The 20423-nt window shown below is 74.5% G+C and carries 16 protein-coding genes; 9 read left to right on the top strand and 7 right to left on the bottom strand.

Going from position 1 to position 20423, the window contains the following annotated elements; translation table 11 throughout:
* Positions 1 to 91 precede the first annotated feature (91 nt).
* The 7 genes from FE251_RS11185 to FE251_RS11215 all read left to right on the top strand — a co-directional run bounded on the left by FE251_RS11185 (position 92) and on the right by FE251_RS11215 (position 10198).
* Positions 92 to 1231, top strand: a complete 1140-nt coding sequence (locus FE251_RS11185; RefSeq protein ID WP_139948798.1) for an ADP-ribosylglycohydrolase family protein — start codon at positions 92 to 94, stop codon at positions 1229 to 1231.
* Positions 1228 to 2610, top strand: a complete 1383-nt coding sequence (locus tag FE251_RS11190; protein WP_139948799.1) for an ADP-ribosylglycohydrolase family protein — start codon at positions 1228 to 1230, stop codon at positions 2608 to 2610. Before FE251_RS11185 ends, FE251_RS11190 begins: the two co-directional genes overlap by 4 nt.
* The gene (locus tag FE251_RS11195; protein WP_139948800.1) at positions 2607 to 3524 is read left to right on the top strand and encodes a ribokinase; all 918 of its coding nucleotides are present in this window, start codon (positions 2607 to 2609) and stop codon (positions 3522 to 3524) included. Before FE251_RS11190 ends, FE251_RS11195 begins: the two co-directional genes overlap by 4 nt.
* Positions 3525 to 3536: 12 nt before the next feature.
* Positions 3537 to 5630: an SUMF1/EgtB/PvdO family nonheme iron enzyme gene (locus tag FE251_RS11200; protein ID WP_139948801.1), complete on the top strand. Its 2094-nt coding sequence runs from the start codon at positions 3537 to 3539 to the stop codon at positions 5628 to 5630.
* On the top strand, positions 5627 to 6835 hold the full coding sequence (locus tag FE251_RS11205; protein ID WP_139948802.1) for a CaiB/BaiF CoA transferase family protein: 1209 nt from the start codon (positions 5627 to 5629) through the stop codon (positions 6833 to 6835). The genes FE251_RS11200 and FE251_RS11205 overlap by 4 nt, the downstream gene beginning before the upstream one ends.
* Positions 6832 to 7671, top strand: a complete 840-nt coding sequence (locus FE251_RS11210) for an HpcH/HpaI aldolase/citrate lyase family protein (protein WP_139948803.1) — start codon at positions 6832 to 6834, stop codon at positions 7669 to 7671. Before FE251_RS11205 ends, FE251_RS11210 begins: the two co-directional genes overlap by 4 nt.
* 79 nt (positions 7672 to 7750) lie before the next feature.
* Positions 7751 to 10198: an alpha/beta hydrolase-fold protein gene (locus FE251_RS11215; protein ID WP_139948804.1), complete on the top strand. Its 2448-nt coding sequence runs from the start codon at positions 7751 to 7753 to the stop codon at positions 10196 to 10198.
* A 232-nt stretch (positions 10199 to 10430) separates the two neighbouring features.
* Here the strand turns inward: FE251_RS11215 and FE251_RS11220 are convergent, their stop codons facing one another.
* The 3 genes from FE251_RS11220 to FE251_RS11230 all read right to left on the bottom strand — a co-directional run bounded on the left by FE251_RS11220 (position 10431) and on the right by FE251_RS11230 (position 13648).
* A complete protein-coding gene (locus FE251_RS11220) occupies positions 10431 to 10652 on the bottom strand; it encodes a hypothetical protein (RefSeq protein WP_139948805.1) in 222 nt (73 codons plus the stop codon).
* 647 nt (positions 10653 to 11299) lie between these two features.
* Positions 11300 to 11980 carry a hypothetical protein gene (locus FE251_RS11225; protein WP_139948806.1) on the bottom strand — a complete coding sequence of 227 codons (681 nt, stop codon included), beginning with the start codon at positions 11978 to 11980 and terminating at the stop codon, positions 11300 to 11302.
* A gap of 156 nt (positions 11981 to 12136) precedes the next feature.
* Positions 12137 to 13648, bottom strand: a complete 1512-nt coding sequence (locus FE251_RS11230; RefSeq protein ID WP_139948807.1) for an MFS transporter — start codon at positions 13646 to 13648, stop codon at positions 12137 to 12139.
* A 120-nt stretch (positions 13649 to 13768) separates the two neighbouring features.
* On the opposite strand from FE251_RS11230, the gene FE251_RS11235 reads away from it, so the two are divergent.
* On the top strand, positions 13769 to 14326 hold the full coding sequence (locus FE251_RS11235; protein WP_139948808.1) for a TetR/AcrR family transcriptional regulator: 558 nt from the start codon (positions 13769 to 13771) through the stop codon (positions 14324 to 14326).
* Between the two features lie 86 nt (positions 14327 to 14412).
* Entirely contained in the window at positions 14413 to 15213 is an 801-nt protein-coding gene (locus tag FE251_RS11240) for a carbon-nitrogen hydrolase family protein (RefSeq protein WP_139948809.1), read from the top strand.
* Between the two features lie 105 nt (positions 15214 to 15318).
* Here FE251_RS11240 and FE251_RS11245 read toward each other — a convergent pair whose 3' ends face one another.
* From FE251_RS11245 to FE251_RS11260, 4 genes are all read right to left on the bottom strand, one after another.
* Positions 15319 to 17247 (bottom strand): DUF4127 family protein, encoded by a 1929-nt coding sequence (locus FE251_RS11245; protein ID WP_139948810.1) that lies wholly within the window; start codon positions 17245 to 17247, stop codon positions 15319 to 15321.
* Positions 17248 to 17280: 33 nt separating this feature from the next.
* Positions 17281 to 18075 carry a carbohydrate ABC transporter permease gene (locus tag FE251_RS11250; protein WP_456237490.1) on the bottom strand — a complete coding sequence of 265 codons (795 nt, stop codon included), beginning with the start codon at positions 18073 to 18075 and terminating at the stop codon, positions 17281 to 17283.
* A gap of 109 nt (positions 18076 to 18184) precedes the next feature.
* A complete protein-coding gene (locus FE251_RS11255) occupies positions 18185 to 19105 on the bottom strand; it encodes a carbohydrate ABC transporter permease (RefSeq protein ID WP_139072876.1) in 921 nt (306 codons plus the stop codon).
* Positions 19105 to 20403, bottom strand: coding sequence for an ABC transporter substrate-binding protein (locus FE251_RS11260; RefSeq protein WP_139948812.1), 1299 nt, complete (start codon positions 20401 to 20403; stop codon positions 19105 to 19107). Before FE251_RS11260 ends, FE251_RS11255 begins: the two co-directional genes overlap by 1 nt.
* Positions 20404 to 20423: the final 20 nt, after the last annotated feature.

The raw sequence follows: 20423 nt of genomic DNA on the forward strand, positions 1-20423 counted from the left end.
CACCGCGGGCCACCACCGCATCACCGCACCGGACCGTAGGACGAACGAACGAGCAGGGAGCAGATCCGTGAGCTGGCTGGACGACCGATGCATGGCGGTGATCACCGGCGCCGCCGTCGGAGACGCCCTGGGGGGAGCCACCGAGGGGTGGACCCCGGAGCAGATCGAGGAGCGGCACGGTGGCCGGGTGCGGGGCATCGTCGGCCCCTGGTACGAGAACTGGCGTACCGCGCGCCCGATCGCGCCGTACCACAAGGGTGACGGGCACATCACCGACGACACCCTCATGACGCGGGCGCTCGTCGAGGTCTACGCCAAGCGGCGGGCGCACCTCGACGCGTACGCCGTCGCCGAGGACCTCGTCCCGCTGATGATCGGTGAGCCGCGCTGGATCCCCGAGCTGGAGGACGAGGCGCTCATCCTCCAGCGGGTCTTCCTCGCCGAGAAGTGGATCGTCGCCCGCCTGCACTACGGGCACGTCGACCCGCGCGAGGCGGGCGTGGGCAACGTCGTCAACTGCGGTGCCGCGATGTACATGGCGCCCGTCGGCCTGGCCAACGCCGGGGACCCGCGGGCCGCCTACGCCGAGGCGATCGACGTCGCCGGGGCGCACCAGTCGAGCTACGGCCGGGAGGCGGCGGGCGTGTTCGCGGCGATGGTCGCGGCCGCCGTCGCCCCCGGCGCGAGTGTCGACGACGTCGTCCGGGCGGCCCTGGACGTCGCCCACGACGGGACGGCGGACGCGCTGCGGGCCGTCGTCGACGCCGTCGCCGGGCGCGAGGTCCCCGCCGACGACGACGGCGAGCGCGAGCTGGCCCGCGTCGTGCGCGAGGCCGTGGCCCCCTACGACTCGGTGGGCCCGGAGTACCGGCAGATGTCGATGGACGCCCGCCGGCCCTCCCGCACGAAGTCCATCGAGGAGCTGCCCGCGGCGCTCGGCTTCGTCCTCGGCCACCGCGGCGACTTCCGCGGCGCCGTGCTCGGCGCGGTGAACTACGGCCGCGACGCCGACTCGATCGCCGTCATGGCCGGCGCCGTGTGCGCGGGACTCGGCGGCACCGAGGTCGTGCCCACCGAGTGGCTGGACGAGATCGAGCGCGCGAGCCGCACGGACGTGCGGGCCACCGGCCGACTCATGGCCGACGCCGCCCGGGACATCCTGCGCGCCGACGCCGAGCGTGCCCGCGCCCGGGCCGAGGCGCTCGCCGGGCTCGCCGAGGTGCCGGCATGAGGCTGACCTGGGCCCAGCCCGAGGACCTCCTCGCCCACGAGCTCGTCCAGGCGGCCGCCGAGGGCACGGACGTCTCCGGCGTCCGCGCCCGGTGGGTGGCCGCGGGCGGGGACCCGGTGCCCGCCGTGAGCGGCGCCGGGCCCGTGCCCGCTCCCCCGGCGCTGCGGCAGCTCGCCCGCGACCTGCTCGCCGAGCTCGCCGCGACGCCCGCTCCGCCCGCCCCCGCCGAGCCGGACGGCTGGGAGGAGATCGTCGCGCTCCTGCCGTCGGCGCCGCAGCTGCCCGGGCTGCCCAGCCAGGACGCCTACCGCGAGCGGGTGCTCGGTGCGTGGACCGGCCGCGCCGCCGGCTGCCTGCTCGGCAAGCCGGTGGAGAAGGTCCCGCGGCAGGGCATCGAGGAGATCCTCCGGTCCACCGGTCGCTGGCCGCTGGACCGCTGGTTCACCGCGGTGGGCCTGCCCGAGGACGTCGCCGCCCGCTGGCCGTGGAACCGCCGCTCGGCCCCGACGTCGCTGGAGGAGAACATCTCCGGCATGCCGGAGGACGACGACCTCAACTACCCGATCCTCGCGCTGCTCCTCCTCGAGCGGCACGGCCACGCCTTCACCACCGAGGACGTCGCCCAGCTGTGGCTCGACCACCTGCCGGCCGGGCGGGTGTTCACCGCCGAGCGCGCCGCCTACCGCAACATCCTCGACGCCCGCCCGGTCCCGGAGACCGCCACCCACCTCAACCCGTTCCGCGAGTGGATCGGCGCGCTCATCCGCACCGACCTCCTCGGCTGGGTGCTGCCCGGCGACGTCCGCGGCGCGGCCCGCCTCGCGTGGGCGGACGCCCGCCTCAGCCACACCCGCAACGGCCTGTACGGCGCCATGTGGGCGGCGGCGCTCGGCGCCGCGACGACGGTCTGCACGAGCGTGGAGGACGTGCTCGACGCCGCCGACGCCGTCGTCCCGCCGGGCAGCCGGCTGGCCGACGCCGTCCGGCTCGGGCGCGAGCTCGGCGCCGCGTGCGACGGCAGCGAGCCGGCCGTGCGCGAGGCGCTGGACCGGCTGCACGCCGCCTACGGCGACCTCCACTGGGTGCACGTCCTCAACAACGCCGCGACCATCGCCTTCGCGCTCACGGCGGGCCGCGGCGACTTCGGCCGCAGCGTCTGCCTCGCCGTGACGGCAGGCTGGGACACCGACTCCGCGGGCGCCACGGTGGGCGCCGTCGTCGGCGGGCTGCTCGGCGTCCCGGGCATCGGGGAGCAGTGGACCGGCCCGCTGGAGGGCCGCATCGCCACCTCGCTGCCCGGCGGCGAGCAGCGCATCGCCGACCTCGCCGACCGCACCGTGGCCCTGGCCGCCTCCCTCACCGCGGAGGTGGCCCGATGAGCGTGACGCCGCGCGGGAAGGTCGTCGTCGTCGGCTCGGCGAACGTCGACCTCGTCGTGCCCGTCCCCCGCCACCCCGGTGGCGGGGAGACGGTCCTCGGCGGGTCGCTCGCCCGCCACCCGGGCGGCAAGGGCGCCAACCAGGCCGTCGCCGCCGCGCGCGCCGGCGGGGCGGACACGACCTTCCTCGGCGCCCTCGGCCAGGACGAGTCCGCCGACCTGCTCCGCGCCTCGCTCGAGGGCGCGGGGGTGCGCACCGACCTCCTCGCGCGGGTGGCCGAGCCCACCGGCACCGCCCTCATCACCGTCTCCCCCGACGGCGAGAACGCGATCGTCGTCGCCCCCGGGGCGAACTCCCTCGTCGCCGTCGGGCCCGAGCAGGCCGAGCGCCTCGCCGCCGCCGACGTCGTCCTCGCCCAGCTGGAGATCCCGGTCGAGGCCGTCGCCGCCGCGGCCGCGGCCCGCCGCCCCGGCGCGCTCCTCGTGCTCAACGCGGCCCCCTCGCGCGACCTGCCCGCGGACCTGTGGCCCGCCGTGGACGTCCTCGTCGTCAACGAGCACGAGGCCGCCGACCTCACGGGCGACGACGACGCCGAGCCCTCCGCGCTCGCCCGCCTGCTCCTCGAGCGGGTCCCGGCCGTGGTCATCACCCTCGGCGGCGCGGGCAGCCTCGTCGCCGAGCGCGGCGGCGAGCCGGTCGCCGTGCCCGCGTTCCCCGTCGACCCGGTCGACACGACGGGCGCCGGCGACACCTTCTGCGGCGTGCTCGCCGCCTCCCTCGCCCAGGGCTCCACGCTCGTGGACGCCGCCCGGCTCGCCGCCGCGGCAGGTGCGCTGGCGACCACCGCGCCGGGCGCCCAGGAGTCCGTCCCCACCGCGACGGCCGTCGCGGACCTCGTGCAGCGACACCGCTGAGAGAAAGGCGTCATGTACACGTTCGACCCGCTCGTCCCGCGCCCCATCGACCGGCCCACCGAGGTCCCGCTCGGCGGTCTCACCGCCGAGCAGCACGCGGCGCTGGACGAGGCGAAGATCTTCGTCGGCCCCGCCGACCCGGCCGACCGCCCGGCGTGGCGCGAGACGCTGGACCGCTGGCGGGAGGACGCCCGGGTGCGGCACGGGTACGTGGGCAGCGCCTACGCCCGGCCGCAGGCGGCGTGGGCGGCGCGCTGCCACACGGTCGCTCAGGTGTGGCTGTGGGACGAGCTGCTCTACTCCTTCGAGGAGCACCGCTTCACCCCCGAGCGCTTCCTCGCCGACGCCCGCGAGCGCTTCGGCGGGCTCGACGCCGTCGTGCTCTGGCACGCCTACCCGGTCATCGGGATCGACGACCGCAACCAGTGGGACTACTACCGCGACGTCCCCGGGATCGTCGAGCTCGTGCGCGACCTGCACGAGGCCGGGCTGCACGTCTTCGTCGACTACAACCCGTGGGACACCGGCACCCGCCGTGGGAACGACGACGTCACCGAGCTCGCCGACGTCGTCTCCTGGCTCGGCGCCGACGGCGTCTTCCTCGACACCCTGAAGAAGGCCGAGCCCGAGCTCGTCGCCCGCCTGGAGGAGGCCCGGCCGGGCATCGTCCTGGAGGGCGAGTCGAAGCTGCCGGTCGAGCGGATCGAGGACCACTCCTCCTCGTGGGCGCAGTTCTTCGCCGACTCCCCCGTGCCGGGCGTGCTGCGCGCGCACTGGTACGAGCGGCGCCACATGCAGCACCACGTCCGCCGCTGGCACCGCGACCACTCCGAGGAGCTGCAGTCCGCGTGGCTCAACGGCGTGGGCGTCATGGTGTGGGAGGTCGTCTTCGGCGTGTGGGTCGGGTGGACGGCGCGCGACGCCGCGACCGTGGCGCGGATGGTCGCCGTCCAGCGCGCCGCCGGGGACGTCCTCCTCGACGGCGAGTGGACCCCGCTCGCCGAGCTCACGCCCGCCGCGGAGGCCGCGCGGGTCTACGCCTCCCGCTGGGAGCTCGGCGGCCTCACCCTGTGGACCCTGGTCAACCGGGGCACCGAGGACTGGACCGGGCAGGTCGTGGCGCCCGGCGCCGGAGGCCGCTTCGTCGCGCTCACCGACGGCGGGGCGGACACCACCGAGGTCACCGTGCCCGGCCGCGGCGTCGCCGCGCTGCTCCACCTCGCCGAGGGCACGCCCGAGCCGGAGTGGCTCGCCCCGCTCCTCACCGAGCTCGCCCGGCGCCCGCACGACCCCGACGCCCGCTTCCCCCACCGCCTCGCCCACCGCCTCCCCCCAGCCACCCCCACCCCCACCCCCGGCACCACCCCCACCCCCACCGACAGCGGACTTCCGCACGACAGCCGAGTTCTGCACGACAGCCGAGTTCTGCGCGACAGCGGAGTTCCGCACGGCGCGGAGCCCGACGCCGTCGTCGTGCCCGCCGGGGAGCACGTCCTCACCGTGCGCCACCGCGCGCGGGAGACGGGCATGTACCAGGGAGCGCCGTACGTCGACGAGTGGAAGCCGCTGCCCCCACGCCTGCACGACGCGCGCACCCTCCAGCGCGAGACCGCCCTGCCCGTGCCGGTCGCCGTCGCCGTGAGCGAGGTGACGAACGCGCAGTTCGCCGAGTTCCTCGCCGCGACCGGCTACCGGCCCGCGTACGCGCACCGGTTCCTCGCGCACTGGGTCGACGGACGGCCCGCGCCCGGGACCGAGGACGAGCCCGTCACCCACGTCGACCTCGACGACGCCCGCGCCTACTGCGCGTGGCGCGGCGGACGCCTGCCCACCGAGGACGAGTGGCAGCTCGCGGGCGAGACCGGCGAGCTGCACCGCGGCACCCCCGCGGTGTGGAACTGGACCGAGAGCGAGCACAGCGACGGCCGCACCCGGTTCGTCATGCTCAAGGGCGGCAGCGACTACCGCGCCGAGGGCTCGGACTGGTACGTGGAGGGCGGGGTGCACGCCCCGGACCACTCCCTCAAGCTCCTCCTGCCCGGGCTCGGGCTCGCCAGAGCCGCGACCGTCGGCTTCCGCTGCGCATGGGACGAGGTGGCCCGATGACCGTCTCCCGGGACGCCGCCGCCGGGCCGCTCCACGGCCTTCGCGTCGTCGACGCCTCCACGCTCTTCGCCGGCCCGATGGCCGCGATGCACCTCGGTGACCTCGGCGCCGACGTCGTCAAGGTCGAGCACCCGGCCAAGCCGGACCCCTCCCGCGGGCACGGCGCCGCGAAGGACGGCGTCAACCTCTGGTGGAAGACGCTGGGCCGCAACAAGCGGACGGTGACGGCGAACCTCGGCAGCGAGGGCGGTCGCGAGGTGTTCCTCGCGCTGGCCGCGGAGGCCGACGTCGTCATCGAGAACTTCCGTCCGGGCACCCTCGAGCGGTGGGGGCTCGGCTACGAGGAGCTCTCTGCCGCCAACCCGCGCCTCGTGCTCGCCCGGGTGAGCGGGTTCGGCCAGGTCGGCCCGTACCGGACCCGGCCCGGCTTCGGCACGCTCGCCGAGGCGATGAGCGGCTTCGCCGCGATGACCGGGGAGCCGGACGGTCCCCCGACGCTGCCGCCGTTCGGCCTGGCCGACGGCGTCGCCTCGCTGGCCACGGCGTTCGCCGTCATGGTCGCCCTCCAGGCGCGTGAGCGCACCGGACGGGGCCAGGTCGTCGACCTCGCGATCATCGAGCCGATCCTCGCGATGCTCGGCCCGCAGATCACCCGGTGGGACCAGCTGCGCACCGTGCAGCCGCGCACCGGCAACCGCTCGGCGAACAACGCCCCGCGCAACACCTACCGCACCCGCGACGGCCAGTGGGTCGCGGTCTCCACCTCCGCCCAGTCGATCGCCGAGCGGGTCATGCGGCTCGTCGGACGGCCCGAGCTCATCGACGAGCCGTGGTTCGCGCGCGGCGCGGACCGGGCACGGCACGCCGACGTCCTCGACGAGGCGGTCGGCGGGTGGATCGCCGAGCGCACCCGGGACGAGGTCGTCGCCGCCTTCGAGGAGGCCCAGGCGGCCGTCGCCCCGATCTACGACGCGCAGGACATCGTCGCCGACCCGCAGTTCCAGGCGCTGGGCACCATCCACGAGATCGAGGACCCGGAGCTCGGGCCGATGCTCATGCAGGGCCCGCTCTTCCGGCTCTCCGACGCCGAGGGCGTCATCCGCTTCACCGGCCGCCCGCACGGCGCGGACACCGATGAGGTGCTCGGCGAGCTCGGCTTCACCCCCGAGCGGATCGCCGGGCTGCGCGCGGAGGGGGCGGTATGACCGACCTCGCGCCGCTCACGCTGCTCTACGTCCCCGGTGACCGGCCCGACCGGGTGGCCAAGGCGCTGGCCTCGGCGGCCGACGCCGTCGTCGTCGACCTCGAGGACGCCGTCGCCCCCGCCGCCAAGGCTGCGGCGCGTCAGCACGTCGCCCGGCTCCTCGCCGACCTCCCGGCCGGCCGCCGGGTGCAGGTCCGGGTCAACGCGGCGGGCACCCCCTGGCACGAGGAGGACGTCGCCGCCGTCGCCGCCCTGCCCGCCGCCGTCGGTCTGCGACTGCCCAAGGCCCAGGACCCCGACGCCGTCGCGGCGCTCGCGGACCGGGTCGCCGGGCGTGGGCTGCACCTGCTCGTCGAGTCGGCGCTCGGTGTCGAGCGCGCCTTCGCGCTCGCCTCGACGCCGGGCACCGCCTCGATCGGGCTCGGGGAGGCGGACCTGCGCTCGGAGCTGCGGGTGGACGACGACGCCGGGCTCACCTGGGCGCGCAGCCGCGTCGTCGTCGCCGCGCGGGCCGCCGGGCTGCCCTCCCCGGCGATGTCGGTCTACCCGCACGTCCGAGACCTCGCCGGGCTCGCCGAGTCCTGCCGGGCAGGACGCCGGCTCGGGTTCAGCGGGCGGGCCGCGATCCACCCTGCGCAGCTCGAGCCGATCCGCGCGGCGTTCCTGCCGAGCGAGCAGGAGGTCGAGCGGGCGCGCACCGTCGTCGAGCGCGTGACGGGGGCGGCCGCGGTGGGCACGGGTGCCCTCGCGCTGCCCGACGGCACCTTCCTCGACGTCGCCATGGTCGAGCGCGCCCGCGCGACGATCGCCCTCGCCGAGCAGCACGGCACGACCTGACCGCCCCGTCTCCCGGCCCTTTCGCCGGACCCTGTCGCGGGCGAGGACGCCCGCGGTCACCACTCACCGAGGAGTACCGATGACACCACCCCGCCCCTCCCGGCGACTCGCCGTCGCGGCGGCCGTCGCCGTCGTGGCGACCGCCGGGGTCTCCCTCTCGCTGCCCGCGCTCGCGGCCGAGACCGGGACGCTCGTCGATGCCCGCGCCACCGGCACCGCCGCCGGACCGGTCGACTACACGGTCTACCTGCCCCCGGGCTACGACGACAGCACCGACCGCTACCCCACCGTCTACCTCCTCCACGGCCGCGGCGACACGCAGGCGGCCTGGCAGCGGGTGGCCGGGGACCTCGACGACCTCATCGTCTCCGGTGAGCTCCAGCCGGTCATCGCCGTCATGCCCGACGCGCCGTGGAACGACCGCGGCAGCTGGTACACCGACTCGCTGTACACCGGGGACGCCCCCTCCGGCCCGGGCGTGCCGGTGGAGACGGCCCTGGCCGAGGACCTCGTCGCGCACGTCGACGCCACCTACCGCACGGTCGCGCACCGCGAGGCACGCGCCGTCGGCGGGTACTCGATGGGTGGGGCGGGTGCGCTGCGGCTCGCCCTGGCCCACCAGGAGGACTTCTCGGCGGGCATCGTGCTCAGCCCGGCCGCGTACGTGCCCCAGCCCCCCGCCGACTCCTCGGTCCGCGACTACGGTGGCTACGGCGTCGGCGACTCGCTGTTCGACGCCGACCGGTACACCGAGCTGTCCTACCCGGCCGCGCTCGAGGCCCTCGACCCGGCGCTGCCCGTCCACCTGTTCGTCGCCGTCGGTGACGACGAGTGGCCCAACCCGGACCCGGCCGAGGCGCGCCACGACATCGACTTCGAGTCCGCCCAGCTCTACAACACCGCGCGGCGCGTGCCGGGCGTGACGGCGGAGCTGCGGATCATGGACGGCGGCCACGACTGGGACGTGTGGCAGCCCGCCTTCCGCGAGGCGATCCTCGACGTCGGCCAGCGGCTGCGCACCCAGCCCGCCGCCGGCTGGGACGCCGAGCTGCTCGGCTCCGCAGGTGACGACCGCGCGGGCGGGATCGTCGAGACGGCCGACGGCGGGACCGTCCTCGCCCTCAACCTCGCCGGCGCCTGGGACGGCTACGAGCCGGCCGGCGCGATGGACACCCTCGTCGTCCGCCGGGCGGCGGACGGCACGGAGACGTGGCGCCACGCCGTCGCGACGGCGGCGAACGACCGCGCCTACGGCGTCGTCCCGGGCGCCGACGGCGGCGTCGTCGTCGCCGGGTACACGCGCGGCACCCTGGCCACCGGGCTCACGGACACGCACGACGACGCGTACGTCGTCGGCATCGACTCCGACGGACAGCGCACGTGGACGCTGGAGACTGGCTCCCCCACGGCCGCCGACCGCCTCTACGCGGTCGCCCCGGACGGCGCGGGCGGCGCGTACGTCGCGGGGTACACGAGCGGCAGCTTCGCCGGGGCGCCGCACGCCGGGGACAAGGACGCCGTCCTCGCCCGGGTCTCGTCCGACGGTGACCTGCTGTGGAGCGAGCAGCTCGGCGGCTCAGGTGAGGACAAGGCGATGGCGGTCACGGCCACCGCGGACGGCGGCGTCGTGGTCGGCGGGATGACGAGTGCGGGACTGCCCGGGCTCGACCACCTCGGCTCCGGCGACGGGTGGGTCGCGAAGTACGACGCCGCGGGCGCGCAGCAGTGGATCCACCCGGTCTCCAGCGACCAGAACGACCTCGTGAGCGGCCTGGTGCCGCTGGCGGACGGCTCGGTGCTCGCCGTCGGGCACACCCGGGGGACCATCGGTGCCGCGACGCTGGGCGACAACGACATCGTCGTGCGGTCCTTCACGGTCGACGGCGCCGAGCGCTGGACCCTCCAGACCGGCACGTCCACCGACGACCGCGGCGTCACCGGCGTCCCGACGGCCGACGGCGGTGCGCTCGTCCTCGCGACCACCTACGGCGCGATGGGCGAGCCGCACGGCGGCGTCGACGTCGTCGCGCTGCCCGTGTCCTCGGACGGGGCGCCCGGCGAGCCGGTGCAGGTGGGCTCGCGCGAGCGCGACGGCGCGGACGAGTGGGACGAGGCGAACCTCTACGCGGCCACCGGGGCGGAGGGCACCTGGGTCACCGGGCTGACGTTCGGGGCGCCGCAGGGCGCGCTGAACGCCGGCGCGGGCGACGTCTTCGTCATGCGGCTCCCCGCCTCCCCCGGCGAGGAGCCGACGGAGGAGCCCACCGCAGAGCCGACCGGTGAGCCGACGAGTGAGCCGACCGCCGGGCCGACGACGGAACCGACGGTCGGACCAACCGACGCGCCGGCCACCGACGACCCTGCCTCGCCGGGTGACGGCGCTGCCGCGTCGGCCGCTCCGGGCGCGGGGGCAGGCGGCTCAGGCCTGCCGGCGACCGGCGTCGCCGTGACCGGCGCCCTCGTGGCTGCCGTGCTCCTCGCCCTCACAGGCGCCGTCCTCGTCGCCCGCCGCCGCACGACCGCCTAGGAGGAAGTCGGCTCTCGCGGGTGGCCGCCCACCCACCCGCGAGAGCCGACTTCGTGCCGACAGCAGACTTCCGCACGACAGCCGACTTCCGCACGACAGCCGAGTTCGTGCCGACAGCCGACTTCCGCACGACAGCCGAGTTCGTGCCGACAGCAGACTTCCGCACGACAGCCGAGTTCGTGCCGACAGCAGACTTCCGCGCGACAGCCGACTTGTGGGCGACAGCCGGCTCTCAGGCTCCCTGGTTGCGCGGGTGCTGCCGTGCCTGCCGCTCGTTACCGCGCCGGTAGTTCCCGGTCAGCCGAGCCATGAGCTCCTGCGCGTCCTGGGCCTCGACGTCGTCGAGGAAGTCCGCCGCGCGTCGGCCACGCAACGTCGTGGCGACCTTGCCGTGGTGGGTGATGACGACGTCGCCACCACGGACGACGTAGGCGAATCCGCTCGGTCCTGGCACGACGTCACCATAGGGGCAGGCGCTCGGCGATGACGAGCAGATTTTGATCCCCCGGCGGGGAACACGCTCCTGTCGGAGCCCTGCCTGCCCAGCGGGCAGAGGGGAGCTCACGACCGGGAGGTACGGCCGATCATCAGTGCGCGGAATCCGGCTGTCGTGCGTAGCACGGCGGTCGCGGGCAACTCCGCTCTCGCGCAAGTCCGCTCTCACGCAACTCCGCTCTCGCACGCAAGTCCGCTCTCGCACGCAAGTCGGCTCTCGCACGCAACGCCGCTCTCGCACGCAAGTCCGCTCTCGCGCGCAACTCCGCTCTCGCACGCAACTCCGCTCTCGCACGCAAGCCCGCTCTCGCACGCAAGTCCGCTCTCGCGCGCAAGTCGGCTCTCGCGCGCAAGTCCGCTCTCGCGCGCAAGTCCGCTCTCGCACGCAACTCCGCTCTCGCACGCAAGCCCGCTCTCGCACGCAAGCCCGCTCTCGCACGCAACTCCGCTCTCGCACGCAAGCCCGCTCTCGCACGCAAGTCCGCTCTCGCACGCAACTCCGCTCTCGCGCGCAACTCCGCTCTCGCGTGGGAGGGGGCGGGCAGGGGGCGGGCGGGTGCGGGTCGGTCCCGTCCCGCTGCGAGCGGGACGGGACCGGCAGGTGTGTCAGGCGCGCGGCCCGCCGGACGAGTCCTCGACGGTCGGGGATTCCGTGGTGCCCTGCGGACCATCACCGGAGCGGTCACGGTCACCCGGCCGCTCGCCCTCAGGGCCTCCGTCCCTCGGGCCGCCGTGGCCGGCGAAGCCCTGCTCGACCGCCTCCGTGATCTGCTCCTCGAGCGTCGCGGCGCGCTCGTCGGCGTCGGCCTGCGTGAGCCGGCCGTCGGCCACGGCCTCGTCCAGCCGCTCGGTCGCGGCGGCCACGAGGGCGTCGACGAGCTCGGCCGTCCCCACGCCCTGCTCCTCGGCGACGTCCGCCAGGGTGGAGCCGTCCGCGAGCTCCTCGCGCAGCTCCTCGGCGGTCAGGCCGAGCTTCTCAGCGGCGGCGTCCAGTGAGACGCCCCCGCCCCCTCCGCCGCCGCGTCCGTGGTCACGCGGGCCGTCCTGCTCCCCCAGGGCCTCGGCGACGGCGTCGGCCGCGTCCTGCGTGAGGGTGCCGTCCTCCACGAGGTCGGCGAGGGCCTCACGCAGGTGGTCCTCACGATTACCGTGGACCGTCTGCTCCTGCTTGGCCGCGCCGTCGTCCGTGTCGGGCTGCCCACTCGCGGGCAGCAGCGCCGCGCCGGCGAGGGCGATCGCCGCGACGCCGCCGGCGCCCAGCATGCCGAGCTTGGTGGTCCTACGCATGTGTCTGTCTCCGTTCGTCGGGGTGGGAGGGGTGGTGCCCCGTTGCCCCTACTCTCCGCAACGATCCTGGGACGACACTTGAACGAGGCTGTGTGCCGGACACAGACTCCGGCCGCTCCCGGTGCGGCCCCCGCGGCCGAACGGTTGGTCGCCGGGCTACTGCGCGCTGCGCAGGCTCCGCAGCGCGATGACGGCAGCCACGACCATGAGGACGATGCCGATCGCGGAGGTGAGGACGACGCCGGAGTCGAAGGCGTGCCGGGCCGACTCGAGCAGCTGCTCCGCGAGGGTCGGCGGCAGGCCCACGGCCACCTCGGTCGCCCCGCCGAGGGTCTCCCCCGCCGCACGCGCGTCGTCGGCCGGGATGCCGTCGGGAACGACGACGCCGCTGCGGTAGACGGCGGTGAGGATGCTGCCGAGGACGGCGGTGCCGAGCACGGCGCCGAGCTCGTAGGCCGTCTCGGAGACCGCCGACGCAGCACCGGCCTTGGCGGCGGGAACGCTGGAGAGGATGAGGTCGTTGGAGATCGTCTCCGCCGAGCCCACGCCGGCGCCGAGGATGACGAAGGCGAGCATGAGCCCGAGGTCGGACCCGGCCTGCCCGCTCGCGAGGACCACCCCGTACCCGACGGCGTTGAGGAGCAGGCCGCCGGCGACCACCTTCGCCGGGGAGACGCGGCGCACGACGCGCACGACGGCGAGCCCGGCGATGATCGTCACGACCAGCCCGGGCAGGAGGAAGAGTCCGGCCTCGACCGGGCCACGGCCGCTCACGAGCTGCAGGTGCTGGGCGACGAAGAAGAGGAACCCGACCATCGAGAAGACGCTGAGCAGGTTCGCCGCGACCGAGCCGCTGAAGACGGGGTTGGTGAAGAGCCGGACGTCGAGCAGCGGCACCTCGCGGCGCAGCTGGCGGCGCACGAAGAGGGAGCCGACGGCCAGGCCGAGGAGGATCGGGACCACGCTGCCCGGGCCCACGCCCGACTCGGCGATCTTCTTGATCCCGTAGACGAGCGGCACCATCGCCCCGAGGGAGAGCGCGATGCTCACCGGGTCCACCGGGCCGGGGTCGGGGTCACGGGACTCGGGCACGAGGATCGGGCCGAGGACGAGGAGCGGCACGAGGACGGGGACGGCGAGGAGGAAGACCGAGCCCCACCAGTAGTGCTCGAGGAGGAAGCCGCCGACGATCGGCCCGAGCGCGGCGCCGCCGGAGAAGCCCGCCGCCCAGACCGCGATCGCGGTCCGCCGCTCGTGGGGGTCGACGAAGATGTTGCGGATGAGGGACAGCGTCGCGGGCATGAGCATCGCGCCGAAGAACCCGAGCGCGGCACGCGCGGCGATGAGCAGCCCCGCGGTCGGGGCGAACGCCGCGACCGCGGAGACCGCCGCGAAGCCGGTGGCGCCGATGAGCAGGAGGCGTCGGCGCCCGAGCCGGTCGCCGAGGCTGCCCATGGGCACGAGGAGCCCGGCGAGCACGAGCGGGTAGGCGTCGACGATCCAGAGCAGCTCGGTGCCGCCCGGACGCAGGGACTCCGAGATCGACGGGACGGCGAAGCTCAGCACCGTGTTGTCGACGGCGACGAGCAGCACCGGCAGCATGAGGACGACGAGCGCCGCCCACGGGCGGGCGGCGGGCGAGCGCTGCGAGTCGGTTCGGTCGGACATGGTCGAGGCCAAGGTCGGTGCTCCGGCGGGACTTCGGGACGGACGGGACGACGCGTGCGGCGCCGACCGCCCACTGTACCGTCTGGACGGTTCGGAGTGACTGTGGGTAGCGTCTCCCGCATGACGGCACGCGACAAGGTCCTCGACGCCTTCGAGGAGCTCCTCATCAGCGAGGGCGCCCGGGCCGCCACCCTCGATGCCGTCGCCGCCCGCGCGAGCGTCTCCAAGGGCGGCCTGCTCTACCACTTCCCGAGCAAGGACGCGCTCGTCGACGGCCTGCTCGAGCGCCTCACGCGCCTCGCCGCGGCCGACACCGAGGCGATGGCCGCCGACCCGCGTGGGCCCTCGGCCTACTACGTCGACTCCTCGGTCGCCGACGGCTCCGCGCTCGACCGCGCGATGGTGGCGGCCGTCCGCCTGGCCCAGGAGGCCGACACCCGGGCACGCGAGGCCCTCCACGCAGCCCACCACGCCTGGTTCTCCCTCATCCTCGAGGAGGTCGGGGACCGCGCGATCGCCCGCGCGATCGTCCTGCTCGGGGACGGCCTCTACTACAACGCCGTCCTCACGGCCGGGGGCATCGCCTCCGACGACGTCGCCGGCACCCGCCCCCAGGACCGGGCCGAGCTGCTCGCGGTCGTCGCGCTGCTCAAGGAACAGGCGGCAGCCCGCCGCTGAGCCCGCTCCCGGCCGTGGACGGCCCTGCCGCGCCCGGCGCGGTGCCGCACAATGGCCGGCGAGACCCCGTCCCGAGGAGCGCCCCGATGTCCCTGACCGTCGCCGTCGTCCAGCTCGCGCCGACCGAGGACAAGGCCGCGAACCTCGCGACGATCGAGCGGCTGCTGCGCCGCGCCCGGGAGCGTGGCACGCGGCTCGCCGTGCTGCCGGAGTTCTCCGTCTTCACCGCCTCGGCGATGGACGAGCGCTTCGTCGACAGCGCCGAGCCACTCGACGGCCCGGCCGTCACCCGCCTGGCCGCACTCTCGGCCGAGCTCGGTCTCGCCGTCGTCGCCGGGGTCAACGAGACCGCGGACGGCGGCCGGATCCACAACACCCTCGTCGGCATCGACGGCGGCGAGGTCAGGGCCACCTACCGCAAGGTCCACCTGTACGACGCGTTCGGCTACCGCGAGTCCGACCGGGTCCTCGCGGCCGACCTCGCGCCACCGGCGCTGCTGGAGGTCGACGGCTTCACCGTCGGCATGCAGACCTGCTACGACCTGCGCTTCCCCGAGTCCACGCGGGTGCTCGTCGACGCCGGCGCGGACGTCGTCGCCCTGCCCGCGCAGTGGGTGCCCGGCCCGCTCAAGGAGTACCACTGGACCACCCTGCTGCGGGCGCGGGCGATCGAGAACACCGCCTACGTCCTCGCCGCGGACCAGTGCGCGCCGACCGGCGCCGGGCACAGCACGGTCCTGGACCCGATGGGCGTGGCCCTGGCCGGTGTGGGCGAGGCCGAAGGACTGGCGACGGCGGTCCTGGAGCGGGAGCGCCTGGAGCAGGTCCGCGCGACGAACCCGGCGCTGACCCTGCGGCGCTACGCCGTCGTGCCCAAGGAGCGCTAGCCCCGCCCGGGTCGCCCGGACGACTGTGCGCCCGCCCGCACCACCGTGCGCCCGGTGGAACGGGGGCACGGTGAGCGGAGCGGGCGCACAGTGGCGCAGCGCGGGTCAGGCCAACGCGCGCCTGCGCACCGCGAGCAGCACAGCGCCCGCGAGCAGCAGCACCCCGACCACCCCGGCCGCGGGTGCGAGCGCGGCGCCCGTCGCGGGCAACCGGTCCGGCCCGGCGCCCGACGCCGGCGCACCGGCGGTCGGCCCCGGCTCCGCCGGCGCGGGCTCGGCCGTGGCCGGCTCCTCGGTCGGCTCCTCGCTGGGCTCCGGGCCCGCCGTGGGCTCGTCCGTCGGCACCTCGGCCGGCGGGTCCGCCGGCGCCGGGAGCGCCAGCGCGACGACCGGCTCGAGCTCGGTCTCGAACAGGCGCGGCCAGGGCAGCGCGACGTGCGTCGAGACGAGGTCCCCGATCGTCGCGCTCACCCCGTCCACGCCGGGCAGGACGACGACGTCGCGGCCGGCGAAGTGCGTCGCGTGGAACTCCTCGGTGAGCGGGACGAGCCGCTCGGCGACGAACGCCTCCATGACGACGGCCTGCTCGTCGGTGAGGCCGAAGACGTTCCACCCGCCGGCCTGCGCGGCGGCGTAGGCCGCGGGCTGGACGTCGTTCTTCCAGCGGTCGTCGAGCACGAACCGGTGCAGGAGGTAGCTCACGTGGACCTGCGCCTGCTCCAGCGCCTCCTCCGCGGTGACGTCGGCGGGCAGGCTCTCGAGGTAGGACCACCGGGCGAACCCGTGGCCGGTGGCGATGCCGAGCGCGTTGCCGGCGGTGTTCCACGCCGAGTAGGCGAGCAGCGAGGCGAGCTCGACCGACTCCTCCAGCCGGTCGGTGAGCGCCCGCTCGGCCCGGTTGACCTCGAGCGCGTCGAGGACGATGACGTCCTCCCCCGCTGCCTGCAGCTCGGCGACGCGGGCGACGAACGCGTCGAGGTCGGCCGCGCGGTCACCGCCCTCGGCCGTGGGCGTGTTGACCATGAGCCGGATGTCGGGGTCCTGCGTGACGACCGTGCCGCCGGCGGCCACGACGTGCCGCTCGATGTTCTCCTCGTACGTCGTGTCCTCGAACGGCGCGACCCAGTCGGCGCCCGGGATGCCGGAGTACTCCACGGCCACCGTCGGGCTCGTCCCGTTGCGCTGCTGGACGAACCGGCTCACGAGCGTCGCGTCGACCTCGTCGGCGCCGGGGAAGATCTGGACGACGTCCTGCACGCCGAGCTCGGCGACCAGCGCGCGCAGCTCCTCGCGCTCGGCCCGGTGCAGACCGTGGGGGGCGGCGTCGTCCTGGGCGAGGACGAGGTGGTCGACCACGCCCTCGGCGGCCCACTCGACGAGCATCCGGTTGATCTGGTGGTTGCGCTCGCGCGCCGCCACGTAGTCGGCGAGCACGTCGTCGGGGATCTGGGCGCGGATCGCCTCCAGGTCCGCCCGCAGCTCCTCGTGGCCGAGGTTCTCCACCCGGTCGGTGAGGATCGCCCACTGCTGGATGAGCGTGTAGTACAGCTCGGCGTTCTCCCCGAGGGCCGACAGCGCGAGGCGCTGGATCGTGTCGTAGACGAAGATCGGCGTCCCGGGGTTCTGCTCGCGCAGCTCGCGGAGCACCGAGACCCGCTCGCGGGCCTCCTCGGCCGTGGCGGCCACGCCGGTGCGCGAAGCGATGAGCCCGCCGTAGGCGAGCATGCTCACCGAGACGACGTAGCCGTCGGCGTCGTCCTGCTCGAGCAGCCACTGCCCGACGGCGTCGCCGTCACCCGGCGTGGTGAAGGTGCCGATGAGCTCGTCGGGCGGGAAGAGGGTGGCGACGTCCGCCGTCGCCGCCGTCATCTGCGGGAAGTAGACGTTCGCCGGCCGGTCGTCGAGCGGGACGACGACGAGCGTGGCCTCGTCGTCCGGCACGGGCGCGGCGCCCGCGGGCACCGCGAGGGCGGTGGTCGCGAGCGCCGCGGTGGCCAGGGCGGCCAGGGCACGGCTGGTGGTTCGGTGGGTCATGCAGGGGTCCTCACGTCGTCGTGGGTGGGTGCCTCAGCCCTTGAGGCCGGTCTGGGCCAGGCCCTGGATGAACTGGCGCTGGGCGAAGATGAAGACGACGAGCACCGGGATCACCGTGAGCGTCGTCGCGGCGAGCTGGACGTTCCAGATCGGGCCGCCGTAGGCGTCGACGTACTGCGTCAGCGCCTGGGGAAGGGTGAAGTTCTCCCGGCTGGAGAGGAACACGATCGGCTCGAGGTACATGTTCCAGGACTTGAGGAACATGAAGATCGCGACCGCGGCCACCGCCGGGCGGGCGAGCGGGAAGGCGATCCGCCAGAAGATGCCGAACCGGCTCAGGCCGTCCATCCGCCCGGCCTCCTCCAGCTCACCCGGCAGGCCGAGGAAGAACTGGCGCATGATGAACGTCGCCAGCACGCTCGGCGCCCCGAGGATCGGGATGACGATGAGCGGCCAGTGCGTGTCGATGAGCCCGAGGGTGTTGACCATCCGGAACAGCGGCACGATCGTCACCTCGATCGGCACGAGCAGCCCGATGAGCACGACGACGAACAGCAGGTTCGCGCCCGGGAAGCGCACCCGGGCGAACGCGTAGCCGGCCATCGAGGAGAAGAGGATCGTGCCCACCGTGACGAGGGCGGCGATGTACAGGCTGTTCCAGTACTGCTGGGCGAACGGCTGGAGCTCGAAGACCTGCCGGTAGGGCTCGAGCGAGGGGCTCGCGGGCCACAGGGTGGGCGGCACGCGCAGGATCTCGCTCGTCGTCTTCATGCTCGACGTCGCCATCCACCACGTCGGGAAGAGGAACGGCACGGAGGCGACCGCCATGACGGCGACCAGCACCCAGCGCCAGGGGCGGCGGCGCACACGGCTCGCCCGCGGGGCGGAGTCCGGCCCGGGGGCGAACGTCGTCTCCCCGACGGCCTTGTCGACGACGTCAGACTTCATGGAACACCCACCGCTTCCGGGTCTGCCACTGAACGAGCGTCAGGGCGAGCACGATGACGAACAGCAGGACGGCGATCGCGCTCGCGTAGCCGAACTGGTTGAACTCGAAGGCCTGGCGGTACAGGTAGTAGACGAGCACCGTCGTCGAGTTGCCCGGCCCGCCGTTGGTGAGGACGTCGATGAGCGCGAACGTCTCCAGCGAGCCGACGATCGTGAGGATCGAGACGAGCAGCACGGTCGGGGAGATCATCGGCATGACGATCGACCAGAACCGGCGCCAGGGCCCCGCGCCGTCGAGCCTCGCGGCCTCCTGGATCTCCTCGGGCACGCCCTGGAGCGCGGAGAGGAACAGGATCATGTTGAGCCCGACGTTCTTGAAGACCTGGACGACGACGACGGCGACCATCGCCGTGACGTTCCCGCGCAGCCAGTTCGGCCCGTCGACGCCGAAGAGCCCGACGAAGGAGTTGATGCCGCCGTCGGCCTGGAGCAGGAAGCCCCACACGATCGTCCACGCCACGAGGGACACGACGACCGGGGAGAAGAACGCGACCCGGAAGAACGTCGTGCCCGGCAGCTTCTGGTTGAGCAGCACGGCGAGGAACAGCGCGAGGCTGATGTTGAGGACGACGACGCCGAGGGAGAACCATCCGCTGGCGACGAGCGAGTCGTGCAGGGAGGAGTCCTCGAGCATCCGCTCGTAGTTCGCAGCACCGGCGAAGGTGAACGTGCCGGCGAGGACGTTCCACTCGTGCAGCGAGTACCAGATCACCGCGATGAGCGGGCCGACGACGAACAGCAGGCTGCCCGCGATGACCGGCGCGGTGAACGCGTAACCCCAGGCGGCGTCCCGCCGCCGCCAGGCGGACCGGCGCTGCCGGCCCGCCTGGCTTCCGGTGATGACCGACATCAGCCCTCGAGGAGGGGTTCGATCGTCGAGCAGAGGTCCCCGAGCACGGTCTCGACGTCTGCGGACGGGTTCCACAGCGAGTCGAGCTCGCCGCGCACGGCGGCGTCGAGCTGGGCGAAGTTGCTGTGCGCGGGCTTCACCTGGGCGCCGACGATGCTGCTGATGACGGCGCTCTCGAGCTGCTCGGGCGACAGCAGCGGGTTGGCGGCGCCGAGGACGTCGGCGGTGAGGAGGGACTCACGCGGCGGCGGGAAGTAGGCGGCGAGCTTCTCCGCGCTCTCCGGGCTGGTGAAGTAGGCGAGGAAGTCGGCCGCGATCTCGGGGTTCGCGCCGTTCTCCAGCACGCCGATGCCGGCCTGGCCGATGACGCTCTGCTGACCGGCGGGGCCGGCCGGGAGCGGCACGACGTCCCACTCGAAGGAGCCGTCGAGGGAGGACGCGCGGGAGATCTGGGTGATCGTCATCGTCACGTCGCCGGCGAAGAAGTCCGCGGCGGTGCCCGGGCCGGGCATGGCGCCCTGGGTGAAGACGGCGTCGTGGAACCAGGTCATCACGTCGACCATGGCCGGGTCGGTGAAGGTGCACTGGGTGCCGTCGGCCGACCACGGGGTGGCCTCCCAGCCGCCCCAGATGGTGGCGAGGTTGCCCCAGGCGGAGTAGTCGAAGTCGCGCACGACGAGCCCCGCCCCGCCGAGCGCCTCGGCGCTGGCCGCCGAGATGTCGCGGGCGGCGTCGAAGGTCCACCCGCCCTCGGCGAGCAGGTCGGCCGGGTTGGCCTGGCCGGACTCGGCGATGCGGTCGGTGTTGACGAACACGACGAACGGGGAGTTGGAGAACGGGTAGGCGAACAGGCCGTCGCCGTCGGACCACAGGTCGAGGGAGGAGTCGAGCAGGTCGTCGTAGGCGTAGCCCTCGGCGCCCTCGAGCGCCGGCTTGATGTCGGCCAGCGCCCCGCTCGAGACGAACTCCGGCGCCGTGTTCTCGAAGATCCACGCGAGGTCGGGCGGGTTGCCGCCGGCGAGCTGGGTGGTGAGCGTCGTCGTGTAGTCCTCGAAGGGCAGCGGCTCGAAGGTGACGCTGGCGACGGTCTCGGGGTTCGCCTCGACGTACTCGGCGGCGATCTCGTCGAAGAGCGCGAGCTGGCTCTCGTCGGCGGTCCAGACGGTCATGCGCAGGTCGACGGGGGCGTCCGGGGTGGCCTCGGAGGCGCCGTCGTCGCCCGCGCCGCAGGCGGCGAGGGAGCCCACGCCGAGCGTGAGGACGGCGAGGGTGGTGATCAGAGTTCGACGGTGAACCATCTTCTCTCCTTCTGTACGGG

This window comes from Georgenia wutianyii, assembly GCF_006349365.1.
In the GTDB taxonomy this organism is placed as follows: domain Bacteria; phylum Actinomycetota; class Actinomycetes; order Actinomycetales; family Actinomycetaceae; genus Oceanitalea; species Oceanitalea wutianyii.

What these genes read in the sequence shown, in the direction of transcription:
- FE251_RS11200 (WP_139948801.1), top strand. Translation starts at nt 3,537, where the DNA reads ATGTACACGTTCGACCCGCTCGTCCCGCGCCCCATCGACCGGCCCACC.
- FE251_RS11245 (WP_139948810.1), bottom strand. Translation starts at nt 17,247, where the DNA reads ATGACCCACCGAACCACCAGCCGTGCCCTGGCCGCCCTGGCCACCGCG.
- FE251_RS11255 (WP_139072876.1), bottom strand. Translation starts at nt 19,105, where the DNA reads ATGTCGGTCATCACCGGAAGCCAGGCGGGCCGGCAGCGCCGGTCCGCC.
- FE251_RS11205 (WP_139948802.1), top strand. Translation starts at nt 5,627, where the DNA reads ATGACCGTCTCCCGGGACGCCGCCGCCGGGCCGCTCCACGGCCTTCGC.
- FE251_RS11240 (WP_139948809.1), top strand. Translation starts at nt 14,413, where the DNA reads ATGTCCCTGACCGTCGCCGTCGTCCAGCTCGCGCCGACCGAGGACAAG.
- FE251_RS11185 (WP_139948798.1), top strand. Translation starts at nt 92, where the DNA reads ATGGCGGTGATCACCGGCGCCGCCGTCGGAGACGCCCTGGGGGGAGCC.
- FE251_RS11195 (WP_139948800.1), top strand. Translation starts at nt 2,607, where the DNA reads ATGAGCGTGACGCCGCGCGGGAAGGTCGTCGTCGTCGGCTCGGCGAAC.
- FE251_RS11250 (WP_456237490.1), bottom strand. Translation starts at nt 18,075, where the DNA reads ATGGCGGTCGCCTCCGTGCCGTTCCTCTTCCCGACGTGGTGGATGGCG.
- FE251_RS11235 (WP_139948808.1), top strand. Translation starts at nt 13,769, where the DNA reads ATGACGGCACGCGACAAGGTCCTCGACGCCTTCGAGGAGCTCCTCATC.
- FE251_RS11190 (WP_139948799.1), top strand. Translation starts at nt 1,228, where the DNA reads ATGAGGCTGACCTGGGCCCAGCCCGAGGACCTCCTCGCCCACGAGCTC.
- FE251_RS11225 (WP_139948806.1), bottom strand. Translation starts at nt 11,980, where the DNA reads ATGCGTAGGACCACCAAGCTCGGCATGCTGGGCGCCGGCGGCGTCGCG.
- FE251_RS11215 (WP_139948804.1), top strand. Translation starts at nt 7,751, where the DNA reads ATGACACCACCCCGCCCCTCCCGGCGACTCGCCGTCGCGGCGGCCGTC.
- FE251_RS11210 (WP_139948803.1), top strand. Translation starts at nt 6,832, where the DNA reads ATGACCGACCTCGCGCCGCTCACGCTGCTCTACGTCCCCGGTGACCGG.
- FE251_RS11230 (WP_139948807.1), bottom strand. Translation starts at nt 13,648, where the DNA reads ATGTCCGACCGAACCGACTCGCAGCGCTCGCCCGCCGCCCGCCCGTGG.
- FE251_RS11260 (WP_139948812.1), bottom strand. Translation starts at nt 20,403, where the DNA reads ATGGTTCACCGTCGAACTCTGATCACCACCCTCGCCGTCCTCACGCTC.